General features: G+C 56.8%; 9 protein-coding genes and 1 tRNA gene. 6 read left to right on the forward strand and 4 right to left on the reverse strand.

The window, feature by feature from the left end; all coding sequences use genetic code 11:
- The first annotated feature begins 286 nt into the window (after window positions 1-286).
- The 3 genes from WA354_RS15015 (at window position 287) to WA354_RS15025 (ending at window position 3,912) form a co-directional block, all read left to right on the forward strand.
- Window positions 287-2,509 carry a winged helix-turn-helix domain-containing protein gene (locus WA354_RS15015; RefSeq protein ID WP_472813831.1) on the forward strand — a complete coding sequence of 741 codons (2,223 nt, stop codon included), beginning with the start codon at window positions 287-289 and terminating at the stop codon, window positions 2,507-2,509.
- Between the two features lie 378 nt (window positions 2,510-2,887).
- Window positions 2,888-3,018, forward strand: a tRNA-OTHER gene (locus WA354_RS15020).
- A 501-nt stretch (window positions 3,019-3,519) separates the two neighbouring features.
- Window positions 3,520-3,912, forward strand: coding sequence for a LysM peptidoglycan-binding domain-containing protein (locus tag WA354_RS15025; RefSeq protein ID WP_472813832.1), 393 nt, complete (start codon window positions 3,520-3,522; stop codon window positions 3,910-3,912).
- Between the two features lie 65 nt (window positions 3,913-3,977).
- Here WA354_RS15025 and WA354_RS15030 read toward each other — a convergent pair whose 3' ends face one another.
- From WA354_RS15030 to WA354_RS15045, 4 genes are all read right to left on the reverse strand, one after another.
- The gene (locus tag WA354_RS15030; RefSeq protein WP_472813833.1) at window positions 3,978-4,748 is read right to left on the reverse strand and encodes a hypothetical protein; all 771 of its coding nucleotides are present in this window, start codon (window positions 4,746-4,748) and stop codon (window positions 3,978-3,980) included.
- A 169-nt stretch (window positions 4,749-4,917) separates the two neighbouring features.
- Entirely contained in the window at window positions 4,918-6,408 is a 1,491-nt protein-coding gene (locus WA354_RS15035) for a PP2C family protein-serine/threonine phosphatase (RefSeq protein ID WP_472813834.1), read from the reverse strand.
- 12 nt (window positions 6,409-6,420) lie between these two features.
- Window positions 6,421-6,798 (reverse strand): response regulator transcription factor, encoded by a 378-nt coding sequence (locus tag WA354_RS15040; protein WP_472813835.1) that lies wholly within the window; start codon window positions 6,796-6,798, stop codon window positions 6,421-6,423.
- Window positions 6,799-6,803: 5 nt separating this feature from the next.
- Window positions 6,804-11,699 (reverse strand): GAF domain-containing protein, encoded by a 4,896-nt coding sequence (locus WA354_RS15045; RefSeq protein WP_472813836.1) that lies wholly within the window; start codon window positions 11,697-11,699, stop codon window positions 6,804-6,806.
- A gap of 487 nt (window positions 11,700-12,186) precedes the next feature.
- On the opposite strand from WA354_RS15045, the gene WA354_RS15050 reads away from it, so the two are divergent.
- The 3 genes from WA354_RS15050 (at window position 12,187) to glgA (ending at window position 15,700) form a co-directional block, all read left to right on the forward strand.
- The gene (locus tag WA354_RS15050; protein WP_472813837.1) at window positions 12,187-12,636 is read left to right on the forward strand and encodes a cupin domain-containing protein; all 450 of its coding nucleotides are present in this window, start codon (window positions 12,187-12,189) and stop codon (window positions 12,634-12,636) included.
- A 61-nt stretch (window positions 12,637-12,697) separates the two neighbouring features.
- Window positions 12,698-14,245, forward strand: a complete 1,548-nt coding sequence (locus WA354_RS15055) for a TolB family protein (RefSeq protein WP_472813838.1) — start codon at window positions 12,698-12,700, stop codon at window positions 14,243-14,245.
- Between the two features lie 243 nt (window positions 14,246-14,488).
- The gene (glgA, locus tag WA354_RS15060; RefSeq protein ID WP_472813839.1) at window positions 14,489-15,700 is read left to right on the forward strand and encodes a glycogen synthase; all 1,212 of its coding nucleotides are present in this window, start codon (window positions 14,489-14,491) and stop codon (window positions 15,698-15,700) included.
- Window positions 15,701-15,828: the final 128 nt, after the last annotated feature.

The raw sequence follows: 15,828 nt of genomic DNA on the forward strand, positions 1-15,828 counted from the left end.
CAGGACGAGCCGCGCTACGGGGGGCGCTGGGACGTTTGGAGCACCGTAGGGCCCGATGGCGCCGTCTATTTCACGCGCGATCGGAGCTCCACCGAGATCTATGCCCTTCACCTGAGCGAAAAGTAGGGAGGCGCACCGCAACGCATAGGTCATAGGAGTGGGCATCGATCCCGATGACAACCGGATCATGCTCCGCGATGCCGGAATGAATGAAATACGCGTTCACGCTGAAAACGAAGTGAATGCCTTTGGTGGAGATAGAGCTCTGAACGTGGAAGGTTGATCAATGTTGGGAACTCAGGAATCCGTCTTTCGTTTTGGAGACGTAGAGGTTCGAGAGCGGGAGTTCCGTCTCATCAAGGCGGGTGAGGTAATCCCAGTCGAGCCGAAGGCGTTCAGGGTTCTCCTCTTTCTGCTGCACAATCCTCAGAAGCTGATCACCAAAGAGGAACTGCTGAATGCGGTCTGGGGCGAAATTGCTGTCTCTGAGAACTCGCTGGCTCGCAGCATTGCGCTGCTGCGGCGGTTGCTCGGGGAAGATACGCACGAGCCGCGTTTCATAGAGACGGTATCGACGGTGGGCTACCGGTTGATCTGCCCGGTGGAAATTGAAGAGTCGGCGGACGCTTCCAGCAGGATTCAAGGAACCGCAGCATCGCACCAGGTTGCGGAAGTAGCGCCGATCACCGGAGACGCGGCAACCGAGGGCGCTCAACAACCCGGAACTTCTGCGCCTGTCACGGTAACAACGACCGTGCGCGTTCATCCACGGCGTCGTCGCTGGAAGTGGGTTCTTGCGGCAGGGATGCTTGCTGCAATCGGGATCACGGCGGCCGCATGGTGGGAATGGTGGTCCACGCCCGCCGTGCCGTACGTGACGAGCATCGAGGCAATCACACACAACGGCCTGCCTAAGGGCTTTCTAGTGACAGATGGGTCTCGAGCTTACTTCTCAGAGAAAGTGAATCAGGGCACGCCACTGGCGCAGGTTTCGGCTGCCGGCGGAGAAGTTTCGATCATCGCGACGCCGTTTGCGTGGACTGTGGTGTGCGATATCGCACCAGACAAATCGAGCCTGCTGGTTGCTGAGTATGACTGGATCAGGTCTTCTTCGCCCCTCTGGATCGTCCCAATCCCGGAAGGAGCCCCGCGACGTGTGGGCAATCTGCTGGTTGTCTTCGCGGCGTGGACTCCTGACGGAAGCCAGATCGTTTTCATCAAAGGCACGGAGATTTGGAGAGCCAACGCAGACGGTTCGCAGGCGCGCAAGCTCCTGACAGCCCTTGGCCCCCCATACCTGCTGCGGATCTCACCGGACGGAAAGCGCATGCGATTCTGGGTACCCGAACATGTTGGAGGTCTGCCTGGCGGTGCGATCTGGGAGGCGAACACGGACGGTTCAGGGGCACACCGGCTGTTACCCGGCTGGCAGGAGCAGCCAAGCCAGGTCGCCGGGTCGTGGAGCCCCGACGGACGCTATTACGTGTTTGGCGTACACGCCCGCAGGCGCGAGGATCTCTGGTTATTACCCGAGCGCCGGGGCTGGTTCCTTTACCGGCGGCCGGTACCTGTGCAGCTAACCCGGGGCCCCCTGACGTTCCACGCTCCCCTCGCCTTCAGCCCTGACGGTCAAACGCTTTTTGCGGTGGGCGAGCAACTACACGGCGAACTGATGCGCTCCGACCCGGCGACGCATCAGGCAGTCCCGTACCTCTCGGGCATCTCGGCGACTGAGGAGGCGTTCAGCCCTGATGGGCAATGGATCACTTACGTCACAATACCGGACTTCAGCCTTTGGCGATCCAGGACGGACGGGAGTGACCGCGTGCAACTCACCTCTCTTACTGGCTATGCCGGCGTTGCACGATGGTCGCCGGATGGCAGGAGGATCGCCTTCGAATGGGCGGCTTCCGGGAAAACGCTGAAACTCGCAGTGATTTCGCGGGACGGCGGGGCGCCCGAACAGGTCATCCCGGACAATGAAGACAGCCATGATCAGAACGACCCCACGTGGTCGCCAGATGGAGAGCAAATCATCTTTGCCCGAGATGCGAGTCTGGCGGAAGTCGAGCGCATGGAACTTCTGCGCGTGGACCTGCGAACGAGAAAGGTGACACCGGTTCCAGGATCAGAGGGGTTGTACAGCCCGCGCTGGTCCCCGGATGGGCGTTACCTGGCGGCGCTTCCCATCGATTCGCGCAGTATCCATCTGTTCGATTTCCAGAAGCAGGTGTGGACGACCTGGTTCACGGCAGATGAGGGCCACGTTGGATGGAACTTGTGGTCGCCGGACAGCAGGGACCTCTATTTTGCGACCGTCAAGGCCGACCACATTGAATACTGGCGTATTGGCGTTGGGAATCAAACGCCGATGAAGATCGCCGATCTGCAGGACCAACGTCTCGACCCTTCAAATGCATGGCCGATCTTAGCCCCCGACGGCGGTGTTCTCTACACACGCGACCTGAGCACGTACGAGATCTACGCCCTCCACCTGAGCGAGAAGTAGGATTCCCTGAAAGACGCTTGTACTACCTATTACATGGATTTCGGTTTTCCGCCGTTCGGGGCGCAATGGGAACGAGGGCCAAGCGGTTTTTTGAAAGACGGGGTCGGGGCAATTCCTCACCAAATGCCATCTCGATGGTCCGATATTCTGGTCGTTTTCGCCGCGACGCCAAAGAGGACCAAATCTTCGTCTCTTTTCTTGTTGTGCAGGTCTCGAGTCATGAAGATGCAGGAATCTGCGATTTCGGGCATTCTGAAGACCTTCCTTAAAGGGCGCAAGAATTCCAGCAAGGAAGACTAAGTCTTGAGCGTTCATTAGAAGCACATCCCGGGGAAGCGGAATGGTTTCTCGCACTATATCCGCTCACTCGATCGTATTGGCGCGGGGGCAAAAAGGGGACAAAACTGCCGGACCTTAGAAATGTGACATTGATTCCAAATCGGTTAATAGGAATAAGAAGAGGTCTGCAAAACCTTTATGCGCCGGTTCGATCCCGGCCCGCGCCTCCAATATCTCCTTCAATTTATTGACTTTGAGCGAGTCCGATTCTCCCCGAGCTTGACTTTTGCCCATTTTATCGTGGTCGATCGGGAAAAATCGAGGACCGATATTGGCCGAGGTGGACACCGAGCACCGAAATCGCAACCTCTCCACTCTTGATCTCAAGAATCTTCTCGAGGCGTATAGGTCCGCGTCGCGCTTTTGTGAATTTCGCAATCCGCTCGGACGGGCGCAAGGCACGCCCTAAGAGCCTTTAGGCGATAGTTGAGGATCCTGCGAAACCCGGCCAACCGGCTCACCGCGTTCTGCATCAAAAAAAGGCCGGGTCACGAGATCCAATGGTTGCACACAGGGCCAGTTTGTCTGTGCCGGCTGAGTTGTGGCTTTGGCTCCAATTGCAGATATCAAAAAGTGTCCAGCCGGACACAGAAGCTCTCGCTCAACATTGTTGGAACGTAAACAATCATTTCTCAATCAACAGCTGATGCTGTGTGAACAGGAGACTTGAAATGGCGGATTTGAATCAGCTGAAACAGAAGTATGCCGGAGTTATCTCAACCATTGAGGGGTTTTCGGATCTTGGCGCAACCGTACAGGAGGTGGATCTGGACGGGGAGAAACTTCATTTGAAAGCCACGGTGCCCTCCACAGTCATAGCTAATCGGGCATGGGACGCAATCAAGCAGGCCGACGCCACATACTCAGACCTGCATCATGAGATTGCAACGGTGGGCGGAGCGGAGCAGCCATATACGATCCAATCCGGCGACAATCTCTCAAAGATTGCCAAGAGATTCTACGGCGATGCCAACAAGTATCGTGAAATTGCGCAAGCAAATGGGATAGCCGATCCGGACAAAATCCGCGCCGGACAGGGCCTGAACCTGCCCGTTCTTTCGTAGACGAAATAGAACGGCTCGTAGGCAGATTGATCGGATTTCTTCTGTACGTTTCGTCGGCCGACTCCTTATCGTGGTGCTGCGGCCGCCAGCTTCGCATTTGAGCGGATTTCGGCGTTGCGGAGCAGCTTAATCGCATCGGGCGAATCCGGAGCACTGTCAACGAGCTTTCTGTATTCAAGTACGGCATCCCTCCACATTCCATAGTGGGTGTAGAGAGATCCGAGAAGAAGATGCGAGGCATTGCTGGCCTTCGCGTTTTCGATTTCTTTCTCGCCTTCATCGGAAAGAACTGAAAACTGAGCCGTTTTACTCGAAATGGTGGGCGCGGCGGTGCGAGTTCCGCTCGGATTCGCATCGACGCGCCACAGATAGCTGTGCCCCCTTACGAGCGGATTCGAGACGCGCCACATTGCCTCATCGAGATCTGGGCTTGTGGCGACGATCTGATGAGAGTCACGATCCTCCACGTGAGCCCGGTAACTCAAGCCGTCAATGGAAATATCCCAGGTCAGAGTGGGCTGGGTATCCTGCACTGTCGTTTCCACCGGCTCGGTGAGGGTGATCTCTTGTTTGCCCATGCGTGCGCCTGGTCCGGCTGAACGAGCCTGGGTGGGATACGACTGATCGGGTGCGTGAAGTTGCGCCATGACTATCTGCCGATCTTCAGGAGAGACAGTATTTCCGAATTTGCCTTGCAGCATCTGGCTGTCCGCGACCGCAGACGCGTCATGCTGCCTGGCAGGGCGGCTCACGTGTGCGTTTTGCGAGCTTTGTCGAATTGATCGATACACAATCGCAAGCGCGCTTGCGAGAATCAAGATACCCGCGATTGCCAAGAGGTATTTGCGACTGCGTTTTCGGGTTGGATTCAAAGGAAGAAGTGCCCTCTCGGTTTCGCCTCAGCCCCCGGACTCTTAACCGATAAATTTGGGTACGCCTTGGATATGTTGCGGTCCAAGTGCTCATTCACACTTTAAGCTTGTCGGCGCAATAAGGGAACGGGGTCTATCCGGCGAGCTTCAGGGTCAGGACGGTAATGTCGTCTTCTTGCCCAAAATCCTTGGCCGCACCCGCGATTTCCTCTGCGGAAAGCCTGGTCAAATCTAAGAGACGGTCGAAGCCAAATAGTTCGTTAGTATGCGAACGGGCCTCTGGAACTCCATCGGAAAGCAGCACGATTCTCTCTTGCGGCCGGAGCGTGCCCTTTACCGGCTGATAAATCTGGTCGGGCACGATTCCCAGGGGTAGAGCGGAATCGGAAGTCATTTCGAGCCCCGACAGATAGGGCGCAATATGGCCGGCATTGGCGAAGGTGAACTGGCCCGTGGAGCTAATCCGCATACTGCAGGCGGTGGTAAAGCCAAGTTGTCCCTGGGCCACTAGCGCATTGTTGAGATTAAACAGAATCTCGGCAGGATCATCGGACGTCTCACGGCGCAGGACGCCAAGAATCATGGAAACGCGCATGGCGGCGGTCAGTCCTTTGCCCGATACATCTCCGATGATCGCGAGCAGGGAGCCATCAGGTCCCGGCTGAACGAAGAAAAAGTCGCCGCCCACTTCGCTCGCCGGCACGTACACGGAATCCACATGAAAACCTGGTGTGGGGCGGGATGCGCTTTGGAGCAGCATCTGCTGGACCGAACTCGCGGCCTGCAATTCAGCTGTATACGCGGCGCGCGCTGCCGCCGATTCAACCATTTGGGCACAAAGCGTTGCATTTCTGATGGCGGTTCCGGTCTGGAGAGCGATCGTGTTCAGCAGCTTCAAGTTTGCGGCGCTGTAAGGGGCGCAATCACCGGTATTGGCGAGAACGATCACACCTTCAATGCTCTGACCGGTACGAAGTGGAGCAAGAATCAGTGAGGTCAACCCCTGCTCCATCCCGAGCGCACGAGGATCCTCTGCGCAATCATTCACAATTTCTGCGGTGATTCTATCGAGAACTGAGGCGACAAACAGAGAATCGGGTTTGAGCATTGTTCCGTTGTCTTGCGACGGATCGCCCGAACCGCTGAACGTGGCAGCCATCTTCAGTCGCGCTTCCGTGCCATCCGTAACAAACACGGCGCCGTGTGTCGCAGGTATAAGTCTCTTTGCATGTGCAAGCGCAGTCTCACTGATCGCAGAAACGTTCAGGAGCGCAGCGAGTTCTTCAGACAATTGCTCAATGAGATGAATCTCGCGATAGAGCGTCAAGGTCTCAGAAGCGAGTGCGCGCTGTTCTGATTCGCGCTCCGCCAAGTGCGAGAGCAGCTTTGCAAAAACCGGTGATTGCGGATCTGTGCCAATCACGCTGCCAATTTCGGATTCACCAGCAACGATTGGATAGTGAGGAGCAGCACCCGAAACATCACCAGGTAGCTCTCCCAGAAGTACCTTTCCGGATGGATCGACGATGCACAATTCGGCGGCCAACGATCCGCAAAGCGCCCGCACCACTTGCATGCCGGCGCACTTTTGGCCGATGAGGGATCGCAAGATTACGCCGGGCATGATCTGGGCTTCCTAATTTTGCAATCCGAGAACGGAGCGTGCTTTGGCGACGAGGGCATCGGGATCAAATGGCTTGGTCATGTAAATGTCCGCGCCGACCTCGTTGCCACGCTGACGATCGAACTCCTGCCCCTTTGCGGTGAGCAGAACGATGTAGATGTGCCCCATGCCAAGTTCCCGCTTGACGGCGTGACAGACATCGAAGCCGTTCTTCTTTGGCATCATCACATCAAGAAAAACCATCTTCGGCTGCTCGGCGCGAATGGTTTCGAGCGCCTCTTCGCCGTTGGTGGCAGTCAAAAGCTCCACGCCTTCGTCTTCCAGTTCCTCAAGCGCCTGCTGGATGAGGGTGCGTAGATGCGGTTCATCATCGACGATAAGAATTTTCATAGGGCTCATTGATAGATAAGAAACAGGACGTTCTCCATTCCCTTCTCGAAACGCAGAGCTCGCACTGCGTCGTCGTTGGACAAAAGCGAACTCAAGATGATGACGTCTGGCTTGGAGTGCATTGCTCTCGAGACAAGTTCAGAACCATTCGAATCGACGACTTGATAGCCGCGTGTCTCGAGTACGTCGGCTAGAGTGCGAACCGTTGAGGCATCCTCGTCGACGATCATCACCTTCTTCTTCGACTTTCCCTGGTCGAGCAGTGTGTCGACCTCGTGGAAGAGCGATGCGGTGTCGATGGGTTTAGTGAGATATCTGTCGACGCCGAGCCTGAAGCCGCGTTCCTTGTCTTCGAGGATCGACAAGATGATGATGGGGATATCCATCGTCACTGGATCGTTCTTGAGCACCGCAGCGACATCGAAGCCATTCATCTCAGGCATCATCACGTCAAGAATCACCAGACCGGGCGTTTCTTCGCGAATGAGTGAGAGGGCCTTGCGGCCATCTTCGGCCAGGCGTACTCGGTAGCCGGCCTCGCTGAGCTCCTGGTTCAGAAGAGATCGAATGTTTTGGTCATCATCGACAACGAGGACAGATTTGTCGCGTGGCTGATGCGTATCCACTTTCTCGCGCAGCTGCTTTACAAGCGATTCGATATCAACAGTGCGGCGTCTCGGCTGGAGATCGAGCTTCTCCGGATTCTCGGCGATGGGCAGCGTAAATGAAAATGTGCTGCCTTGGCCCGGAATGCTTTCAACCCAGATCTGCCCACCGTGATACTCGACGATCTCTTTGCAGATCGGCAGTCCCAGCCCCGTGCCTTTCGGCTTATCGGTGAGAGTGTCTCCCACCTGCTTGAATTTCTCGAATACCTTTGGCTGATCGGCGGGGGCGATGCCAATGCCGGAGTCGGTTACGCTGACAACCAACTCGCCGTTATCGCGCCGAGCAGTGCATTTGATTGAGCCCTGGTCGGTGAACTTAACGGCGTTGGAGATCAGGTTGATCACCACTTGAATGAGTCGATCCTGATCTCCTGTCACTGCCGGCAGGTCCGGTTCGATGTCGCGCTCGAGCTGAAGCTTCTTCGCCTCGAACAACGACGCGGTAGCTGCCACTGCCCGGTCCACCACGTCTTTTACAGACACAGCGGCCATGTTCCACGTGAATTTGCCTGCCTCGATTTTTGCGAGATCGAGGACATCGTCGATTAGTTTGGTGAGCCTTTCACCTTCGCTGACCACGACGCCCAGGTTCTCGATGACCTGCTGCTTGGCTTGCTCGACCTTCCGATCTTCTCCGGATATCAGCGGGAACAGCCGCTCCTGCAGGCGGCGTCGAATGATTTTTGCGAAGCCGAGAACCGAGGTTAGCGGCGTCCTCAATTCATGGCTCACGGTCGACAGGAATGAACTCTTCGCCGCGTCAGCTTCTTCCGCCGCAGCTCTGGCCAGGCGCGCTTCTTCAAAGAGCTTTGCGTTGTGGAGGGCGACGCCAACCGCCGAGGCAATCGTCGAGAGCAGACGCTGATCGGCATCAGTGAAGCGGCCTTCTTCGTCGGTGGACTGAACGCTTATGACGCCGGCGACTTCGCCGCCGGATGGAATCGGCACGCCCAGGTAGGACGCGGATTGCCGGCCAACCTGTTCAATTCCCAAGCGGGCGCGATTGCGATCCATATTCTCGTTGATCAGGAGCGGCTGCCCAGAACGAATGATCTGCGAGGTAAGCCCGACCCCGAAGGGCCGCGGTTGCGCTTCCTCGCCATACGTGTAAGGGAATCGCAGGATCATGTTCGTGCGGTCAAGCAGCGAAACGTAGGCGATCGATGCGTGGAACAAATCGCGAATCTGCTCGCCGACGAGTTGAATCAGCGGCTCCTTATCAAGCTGGGTGGCGAGTGCCTGCGTGATGTTGTTGATGGTGATCAACTCTGCGGCACGCTCGCTGACTTCCCGTTCCCGCTTGTTGATGAGCAGATAGGCATTCGCGTTGTCGAGCGCGATGGTGGTGTACGACGCAAGGTTTTCGAGCAGGCTTAGATGCTGCTCTGTATATGCATTCTTTTTAAAGCTCTGGATGCTGAGTACGCCGAGCACACGCTCCTGCGCAATCAGCGGTAGATAGATCATGGACGCCGGGGGTTGGGCGACGCTGCCGTCCTCGAGTTTTCTGTTCGCGTGCTCGTAGGTGGGAATGTACTTCGAGTATTCGGCGGCCACGTCATTGATCAAAATCGGTTGGCGGTGATCGATGCACCAGACGGCAAACTGGTTTTTATCGTCAGTGCTACGGGAATAGGGTGCGTAGCGCTTTCCGTTTTCGATGGCAAGGCTGTACTCGATCAGGTGCTGCTCTTGTCGATAGAGGCCTACTCCAAAAATGCTTGCATCGACAATCTGGTTTACGCGCTCATAGAGTTTGAAGAGGATCGTATTGAGATCCAGTGAGGCCGTAATCTCGCGGCCGATTTCGCTCAATAGCTCAATGCTGTCCTTCTGCGCCGCAATTTCAGCCGCCTGTGCTCGAATCTCCTGGGTGCGCTCGCTCACGGTCGCTTCCAGTGCCCGTGCCTGTTCCTCAAGGATTCTGGTTTTGCGCCGCGCCTTCTCGCGCTCGTAGATGCTGACCCAGCGCCAGGCGACATAGGTTAAAAACAAGAAAAGCAAAACATAAAAAATGTAGGCGAGAGTTGTCCTGTACCACGGCGGGAGAATGGCGAACGCGTAGATCGCTTCTGCGCCGCTGCGTCCATCGTCCGCGCGGGAACGAACGTGGAAGCGATAGGTACCGGGTCCCAGCCCGCTGTAATTCGCTTCCTTCTGTTTGCCCCATGCCGACCAATCCTTGTCTGCGCCCTCGAGCCAATACTGGTATTCAGTCTCTATCGGATCTGCGTAGTTCAGTGCAGCGAACTGAAAACGAAGAGCGGTGCTGCCCGGCGGCAAATGAAGCTCAGATGCGCCCTCGCTCTTTGAGCCGCCAAAAACAACTTTGGATCCGGCACTGACTTGGCGCACGAGCGTCGGAAACGGCGGCGCTGCTGCCTGACCTTTTACCGGAGCGAGGCGAAGCACCTGCTCTCCGGTTATCCACACCACCCCGTCGGGATCATGGAATGTGCTAATCGTACGAAAGCGGTTCAAACGGCGATAGGAATCTTCATCAACACGCCATGTCCCGTCGGGTTGATGGCTAAAGAGACCAATGCGCCGACTGTCCGAAGATGTCGTTCCTGACCAAAAACTCGCATTAGGGCCCTGGTACTCGGCATCGTACGGACCAAGGCCGGAACCGACGTCTGGAGCATCGATAGGAAGCAGAAAGCGATCGTCAACAACGAATTTGGCCGCCCGGGGGTCCCAGCGAAAAATGTGCTTCGAGCGATCCACAGTGGCAAAGATGCTCCCTGCAACAAATTCCACGTCGTTCTGCCCCTCGGGAAGACCTTCATTTTGAGAAAAGACCTGGTACTTTGAATCACGCATGCCAGAGGCAGCGACTTCAACTCGGAGAACGCTTCTACTTCCTCCACTCACCCAGAGCACGCCATCCGCATCTTCCACAATGCCTCGGGCTTCATATATCGTTTTGGGCAGCCTGCCCTCGTCAATCCACTTCTGCCCATCCCAACGCATTGAGCCCACACCATCAGAGTGGCCGATAAAAATGCGCGATGGATACTTGACCGATTGATCGATTACGTAGGTCTGTTCAGTGAGACCGTGCACCGCGGGCATGGCGGGCACAAGGCTATCGCCCTGCAGTTTCATCACGCCTTCACTGGTAGCCACGAGCAATTGATGGGGAGATTTCCCTGTGGGATCTTTGAAATCAATCATGTTCCAACCCTGATTGGGGCCGTGGATCGGAACGGACGACGGGCGGCCGGTTTCAGGGTCGAACACCACCCGTGCAAGTGCATTGGAGGCAACTGAGGAAGCGTAGATTGATTCCTGGAACCGAATCGCACTCAGGGCGCTGTTTCGCAGAATGATTGAGATTGGGGAGTTCACTTCGACGCGAGCCACACCGCTGCCCATGCCGAGCCACAGTGTGCCTTCGCGGTCTGAGTAAGCAGAGACAGTCCCGGAATCAAGAAGCCCCGAAGTCTTATCGATAATCTCCCGGATTCCCCCATCGTGAGTGAGGATCACCGCTCCGCCGTTGAGCGTGGTAATGCAGATGCTGCCATCGGGCAGCAGGGCAGTTGTGTAGACCTTGTGCGTCTTCAGGTAGGCATCAGCCTGGGTGGGGAATGGAACCACTTTCTGGCCGTCGTATAGAGTCAGCAATTCATCGCGCGCGGAAACGAGAATCCGGTTGTCATCGAATGGATGGAGGAACAGCTTTCCGGAGTTCTGATAGGCGTCGCCACCAGGCAGATTGTGCAGCTCATCACCGACGATCTCCTGCAGGCCGATCCCGCTCTGGGAAGTAAGAATGTGACCTCGAATGTTCGCGATCGCCTGGAATCTGTTTTTCCCCGAGGGGGTCCAGACCTGCATTCGCTTTCCATCCCACCGGAAGAGCTGCTCGTACGAACGAAAGAAGACGCCCTGGGGAGTGGCCAGGGTCTGCCATACGTCGGTAAATCCGCGATTTTCCGGCGGCACTTTGTCGAGGAGTGAAACAAACTGCAGAGCACCCGTGGCATCCGGAGTCAGGTAACCGAACTTTGCGCCAGCGCCGACCCAGATTCTCCCAGATTCGTCCAGCGCCAAAGATCGCACGACCGACGAACCTGTAAAGATCTTTCGCCAGGTCACGCCGTCATATTCGAGCAGATCACCGCTGGAATTCCCGAAGTACATGACGCCGCGGCGGTCTTGCTGAATCGCCCAGACCTGGGGTCCCCCGTTGTAGTCTCTCGCCGAGTAATTCTGGAGGACCGGCATCCCCTGTTCAGAACTCGGCTGGCCGGCCGTTTTTGGGGGAGAGACTTTTGGCTGCTCGCCAAGGGATGCGCATGCCAATGCGATCGGCACGATCGCCAGGCACTGAAGACGGAGACACAAACCTGTACGTCGGATCAAAGAATCCTACCTGGAGTGGCGAAGTGGACCTCGTGCCGAAATGCCAGCGTGGAGAACGGGGGATGCGGCTTGAGCTTAACACGCTGGAATTTGGCGGCGCAAGGCAAAACCGGGTGGTTTCAAAGGGTTACCTACGGTGTCATCCGAGATCTGCTCGATTCGCCAATGGAGAAGTTCCCGGGAACGCCCGCTTCATACATCAAAGGTCAATCAACTTCAGTGCTCCGATCGGCTCGGTCGGTTGGAGCAGCCCAACCACGATAGCGGACCCTTCGAGACATCGCTTGCTCTTTGTAGTAAAACGGTTCACTGATACGAAGGATCATCTGACTTGGTGAGGAGATGCAAAATGATCACTCGAAGGGATCTGATTGTTGCGCTAATTGCGGTGGTGTGCACGGTGGGCGGGTTCGCAGCTGCTGACGAATTGCCGCTGATTGGCTCATCAGTATTCGACTGGAATTCGGTTTCGGCCAAACCGACGGAAACGGGTTCGGTGCGATCTTTCTTTACGGTGCGTACGCCGACGCTGGAGCGCTTAGAGGTGCACGTCACCACGCTGAATCCGGGCAAGTCGCCGCATCCGCCGCATCGCCATCCCAACGAGGAGATGCTCATCATTCGACAGGGCACCCTAGAGGCCCTGATCAATGGGGAGTGGAAGCAAGTTGGACCCGGGTCAGTAATCTTCTTTGCGTCGAATCAACTGCACGGGGTGAGGAACGTGGGCACAGAGCCGGCCGTGTATCACGTAATCAACTTCAAGACCGCTGCCACCCCGGCCGAGACGAGTAAATAGGCTGGAGACAAAGCAGAGCTTCGAACTGTCGACTATTGATGAAAGAAGGCCGAGCGTGCGAGTGAGATTCAAGTGTTTCCTGCTGATGTGTCTCTGCAGCGTCGTTTTTTGCCTGGGGGCCGGACTTTGCGGAGCGCAGACGAGTTCCGGCGCGCTGGGGGTATTTGAGGGGCAGGCGGACATCGGGGCGGTGTCGCCGCCGGGAGTCGGTAGATACGACGCCGGAAGCGGAGTCTACACAGTGGCCGCAGCGGGAGCCAACCTGTGGTCGACAGTCGACGCGTTTCACTTTGTGTGGAAGAAGGTCTCGGGCGATGTTTCGCTGACGGCGAACATGGCGTTTCCTTCCACGGCGGGAGATCCCAGTCCTCATCGCAAGACGGTGCTGATGTTTCGACAGACGCTCGAGGCGGACGGGGTGTACGTTGATGCCGCGCAGCATGGATCGGGCATGACGGCGTTGCAGTACCGGCGTGAGCGAGGCGCGACCACGCAGGATATCGAGCTTAATATTGAATCGCCTCAGCGGATTCGGCTCGAAAAGCGTGGCGATACCATCACGATGTTCCTCAGCAACCATGGAGAGCTTCTGCACCAGGTGGGTGCATCAATCAGGCTTCATCTGAAGGAGCCTTTCTACGCCGGCATCGGAGTTTGTTCGCATAACAAAGACGTTGTGGAAACGGCAACGTTCAGCAACTTGAAGCTGGAGACCCCGGCACCGGAGACGAGTCAGTCAGTTCTCGTCAGCACCTTGCAGACGATTGGCATTGAAGACAATTTCCGGCGTGCCACGGTGGTTGCGACTGGCCCTGGCCGAATGGAAGCACCAAACTGGAGCCAGGACGGAAAGGCGCTGATCTTCAATCGTGACGGACATATTTGGACAATTCCAGCAGAGGGCGGCGTCGCGACCTTGCTCAATACGGGAGCCGCCACGAACTGCACGGGGAGCCACGGACTGTCTCCGGATGGCAAGTGGCTGGCCATCAGTTGCGCGATGCCAGGTAAGCCTGAGACACGCGTGTATGTTGTGCCTTCTGCGGGTGGCGAGCCTAGGCTGCTGACAGAGAATCCATCATCGTATTTTCATAGCTGGTCGCCGGACGGAAAGACAATCGCGTTTACGCGGCCGAATCAGGGGGGAGGCGGCAACATACTCTCCATTCCGGTCGAGGGCGGGACGGAGACGCCACTCACAACCGGGACCGGCATTAGCGATGACCCTGACTACTCGGCGGATGGGAAGTGGATTTACTTCAACTCCGACCGCGCGGGCGGCCTGATGCAGATCTGGCGAATGAAACCAGACGGGACTGGCGCGGAACAGGTGACTACGGACGACTACAACAACTGGACTCCGCACCCCTCGCCCGATGGCAAATCGATTGTAGTAGTGAGCTACGACAAGGACGTGAAGGGACACCCGGCGAACAAGGACATCGCGCTTCGGATTCTGAATCTGAGCGACGGGAAGATTCGGGTGTTAGTGAACCTGGTTGGCGGCGCGGGAAGCGACAATGTGCCGAATTGGGCTCCCGATGGGACGCACCTGGCATTTGTGAGTTTCCAGATGCTCCCGCAGGAACAGGCAGGATCGGGCCGATAATGATCGGCGACAGATCGGAGGCGGACCACTCGATGTATTGACCCCGATGCCGGGACCGCTTGCGCCCAGTCGGGCAGGCAACTAAACTCATCCGGTGCAGTAACATTGGGGAATTGAGGGCGCGGCCCGGAGCGCTGGAGCGTGCTTGATTCTTCAGCGCCGTCCCGATTGAAACCGAGCTCTTTTTGCGTCAACCTGATTGATCGAGAGAGCGGAGGGTTTGTGCAGGCGGAGGTCAAAGGAATGCGCGTCGGCCTATTCACCCGTGAATATCCCCCCTTGGTGTATGGCGGTGCAGGTGTTCACGTCGATTACCTGAGCCGGGAATTGGCGAAGGAGATCGACGTCGAGGTGCACTGCTGGGGACCGCAGCATTCGGACGCCGGCAACCTGCATGTTCGCGGAGCTGAGCCCTGGCACGAAATTTCAGACGGGACCGAAGGTAAATTCAAGGGAGCGCTCGAGGCTTTCAGCCTGAACCTGACGCAGATCAAGGCCCTCGAGGGTATCGATCTCGTTCATACACATACGTGGTACGTGTCAATGGCCGGATACCTGGCGAAGAAGCTCTATGGAGTTCCGTTTGTCCTCACGACTCATTCGCTTGAGCCGTTGCGCGCATGGAAGGCGGAGCAACTGGGCAGCGGGTATGAAATGAGCTCGTGGATGGAGCGGACGGCGATTTTGGATGCTGACGCGATCATCGCTGTCTCGCAAGGCACGAAGGCCGACATTCTGAAGGCGTACCCGGATGTTGACCCGGCGCGGATTCACGTCATCTATAACGGGATCGATCTGGCCGAGTACCAGAAAACCAGCGAGACCAGGGCGCTGACGGATCACGGGATCGATCCAGCAATCCCCTATGTGCTGTTTGTAGGAAGAATCACGAGGCAGAAGGGCGTAACGCACCTGGTGGACGCGATTCGCTATCTGCCGGCTGAGACGCAGGTGGTGCTATGTGCCGGCGCGCCAGATACGCCCGAGATTGCAACGGAGCTTCGCGTGAAGGTCGAGGCCGCGCGCAAGGATCATCCGCGCATTGTGTGGATTGAAAAGATGGTGACCAGGCAGGAGACGATTCAGCTCTACAGTCATGCACGCGTCTTTTGCTGCCCCTCGGTTTACGAGCCGTTCGGCATCATCAACCTTGAGGCGATGGCCTGTCGGGCGCCGGTGGTTGCCAGTGCGACAGGCGGCATCAAAGAAGTTGTCGTTGATGATAAGACTGGCTACCTGGTTGCATTCGATGAGGACCCCGTAACGGGCTTTCCGAGAGATCCGGAAAAGTTCGCGAAAGATCTTGCGGCGCGGATCAATGCGTTGCTGCAGGATGAAGAGAAGTGCAGGCGATTTGGCGATGCGGGCAGGCAGCGTGTCGAAGAAACGTTCAGCTGGACGGCAATTGCGCACCAGACGATTGACCTTTATCAGCGGCTGATTGAAAAGAAGTAAGAGAAATGACGGGCCAGAAAGTCGATGGGCCGGATGAAACACTCCTGTAACCGGAAACCGTGAGACTTGCAGAACGTGATAGAGCCATGACAACGAAACGATCGGACGGACGCAAGCGCGTCATTATC

Source organism: Occallatibacter sp., from assembly GCF_049802275.1.
Lineage (GTDB): Bacteria > Acidobacteriota > Terriglobia > Terriglobales > Acidobacteriaceae > Telmatobacter.

Excerpts from the sequence above, each read along its gene's own strand:
- WA354_RS15015 (WP_472813831.1), top strand. The coding sequence starts at position 287 with ATGTTGGGAACTCAGGAATCCGTCTTTCGTTTTGGAGACGTAGAGGTT.
- WA354_RS15025 (WP_472813832.1), top strand. The coding sequence starts at position 3,520 with ATGGCGGATTTGAATCAGCTGAAACAGAAGTATGCCGGAGTTATCTCA.
- WA354_RS15035 (WP_472813834.1), bottom strand. The coding sequence starts at position 6,408 with ATGCCCGGCGTAATCTTGCGATCCCTCATCGGCCAAAAGTGCGCCGGC.
- WA354_RS15040 (WP_472813835.1), bottom strand. The coding sequence starts at position 6,798 with ATGAAAATTCTTATCGTCGATGATGAACCGCATCTACGCACCCTCATC.
- WA354_RS15045 (WP_472813836.1), bottom strand. The coding sequence starts at position 11,699 with ATGCCGGTCCTCCAGAATTACTCGGCGAGAGACTACAACGGGGGACCC.
- WA354_RS15050 (WP_472813837.1), top strand. The coding sequence starts at position 12,187 with ATGATCACTCGAAGGGATCTGATTGTTGCGCTAATTGCGGTGGTGTGC.
- glgA (WP_472813839.1), top strand. The coding sequence starts at position 14,489 with ATGCGCGTCGGCCTATTCACCCGTGAATATCCCCCCTTGGTGTATGGC.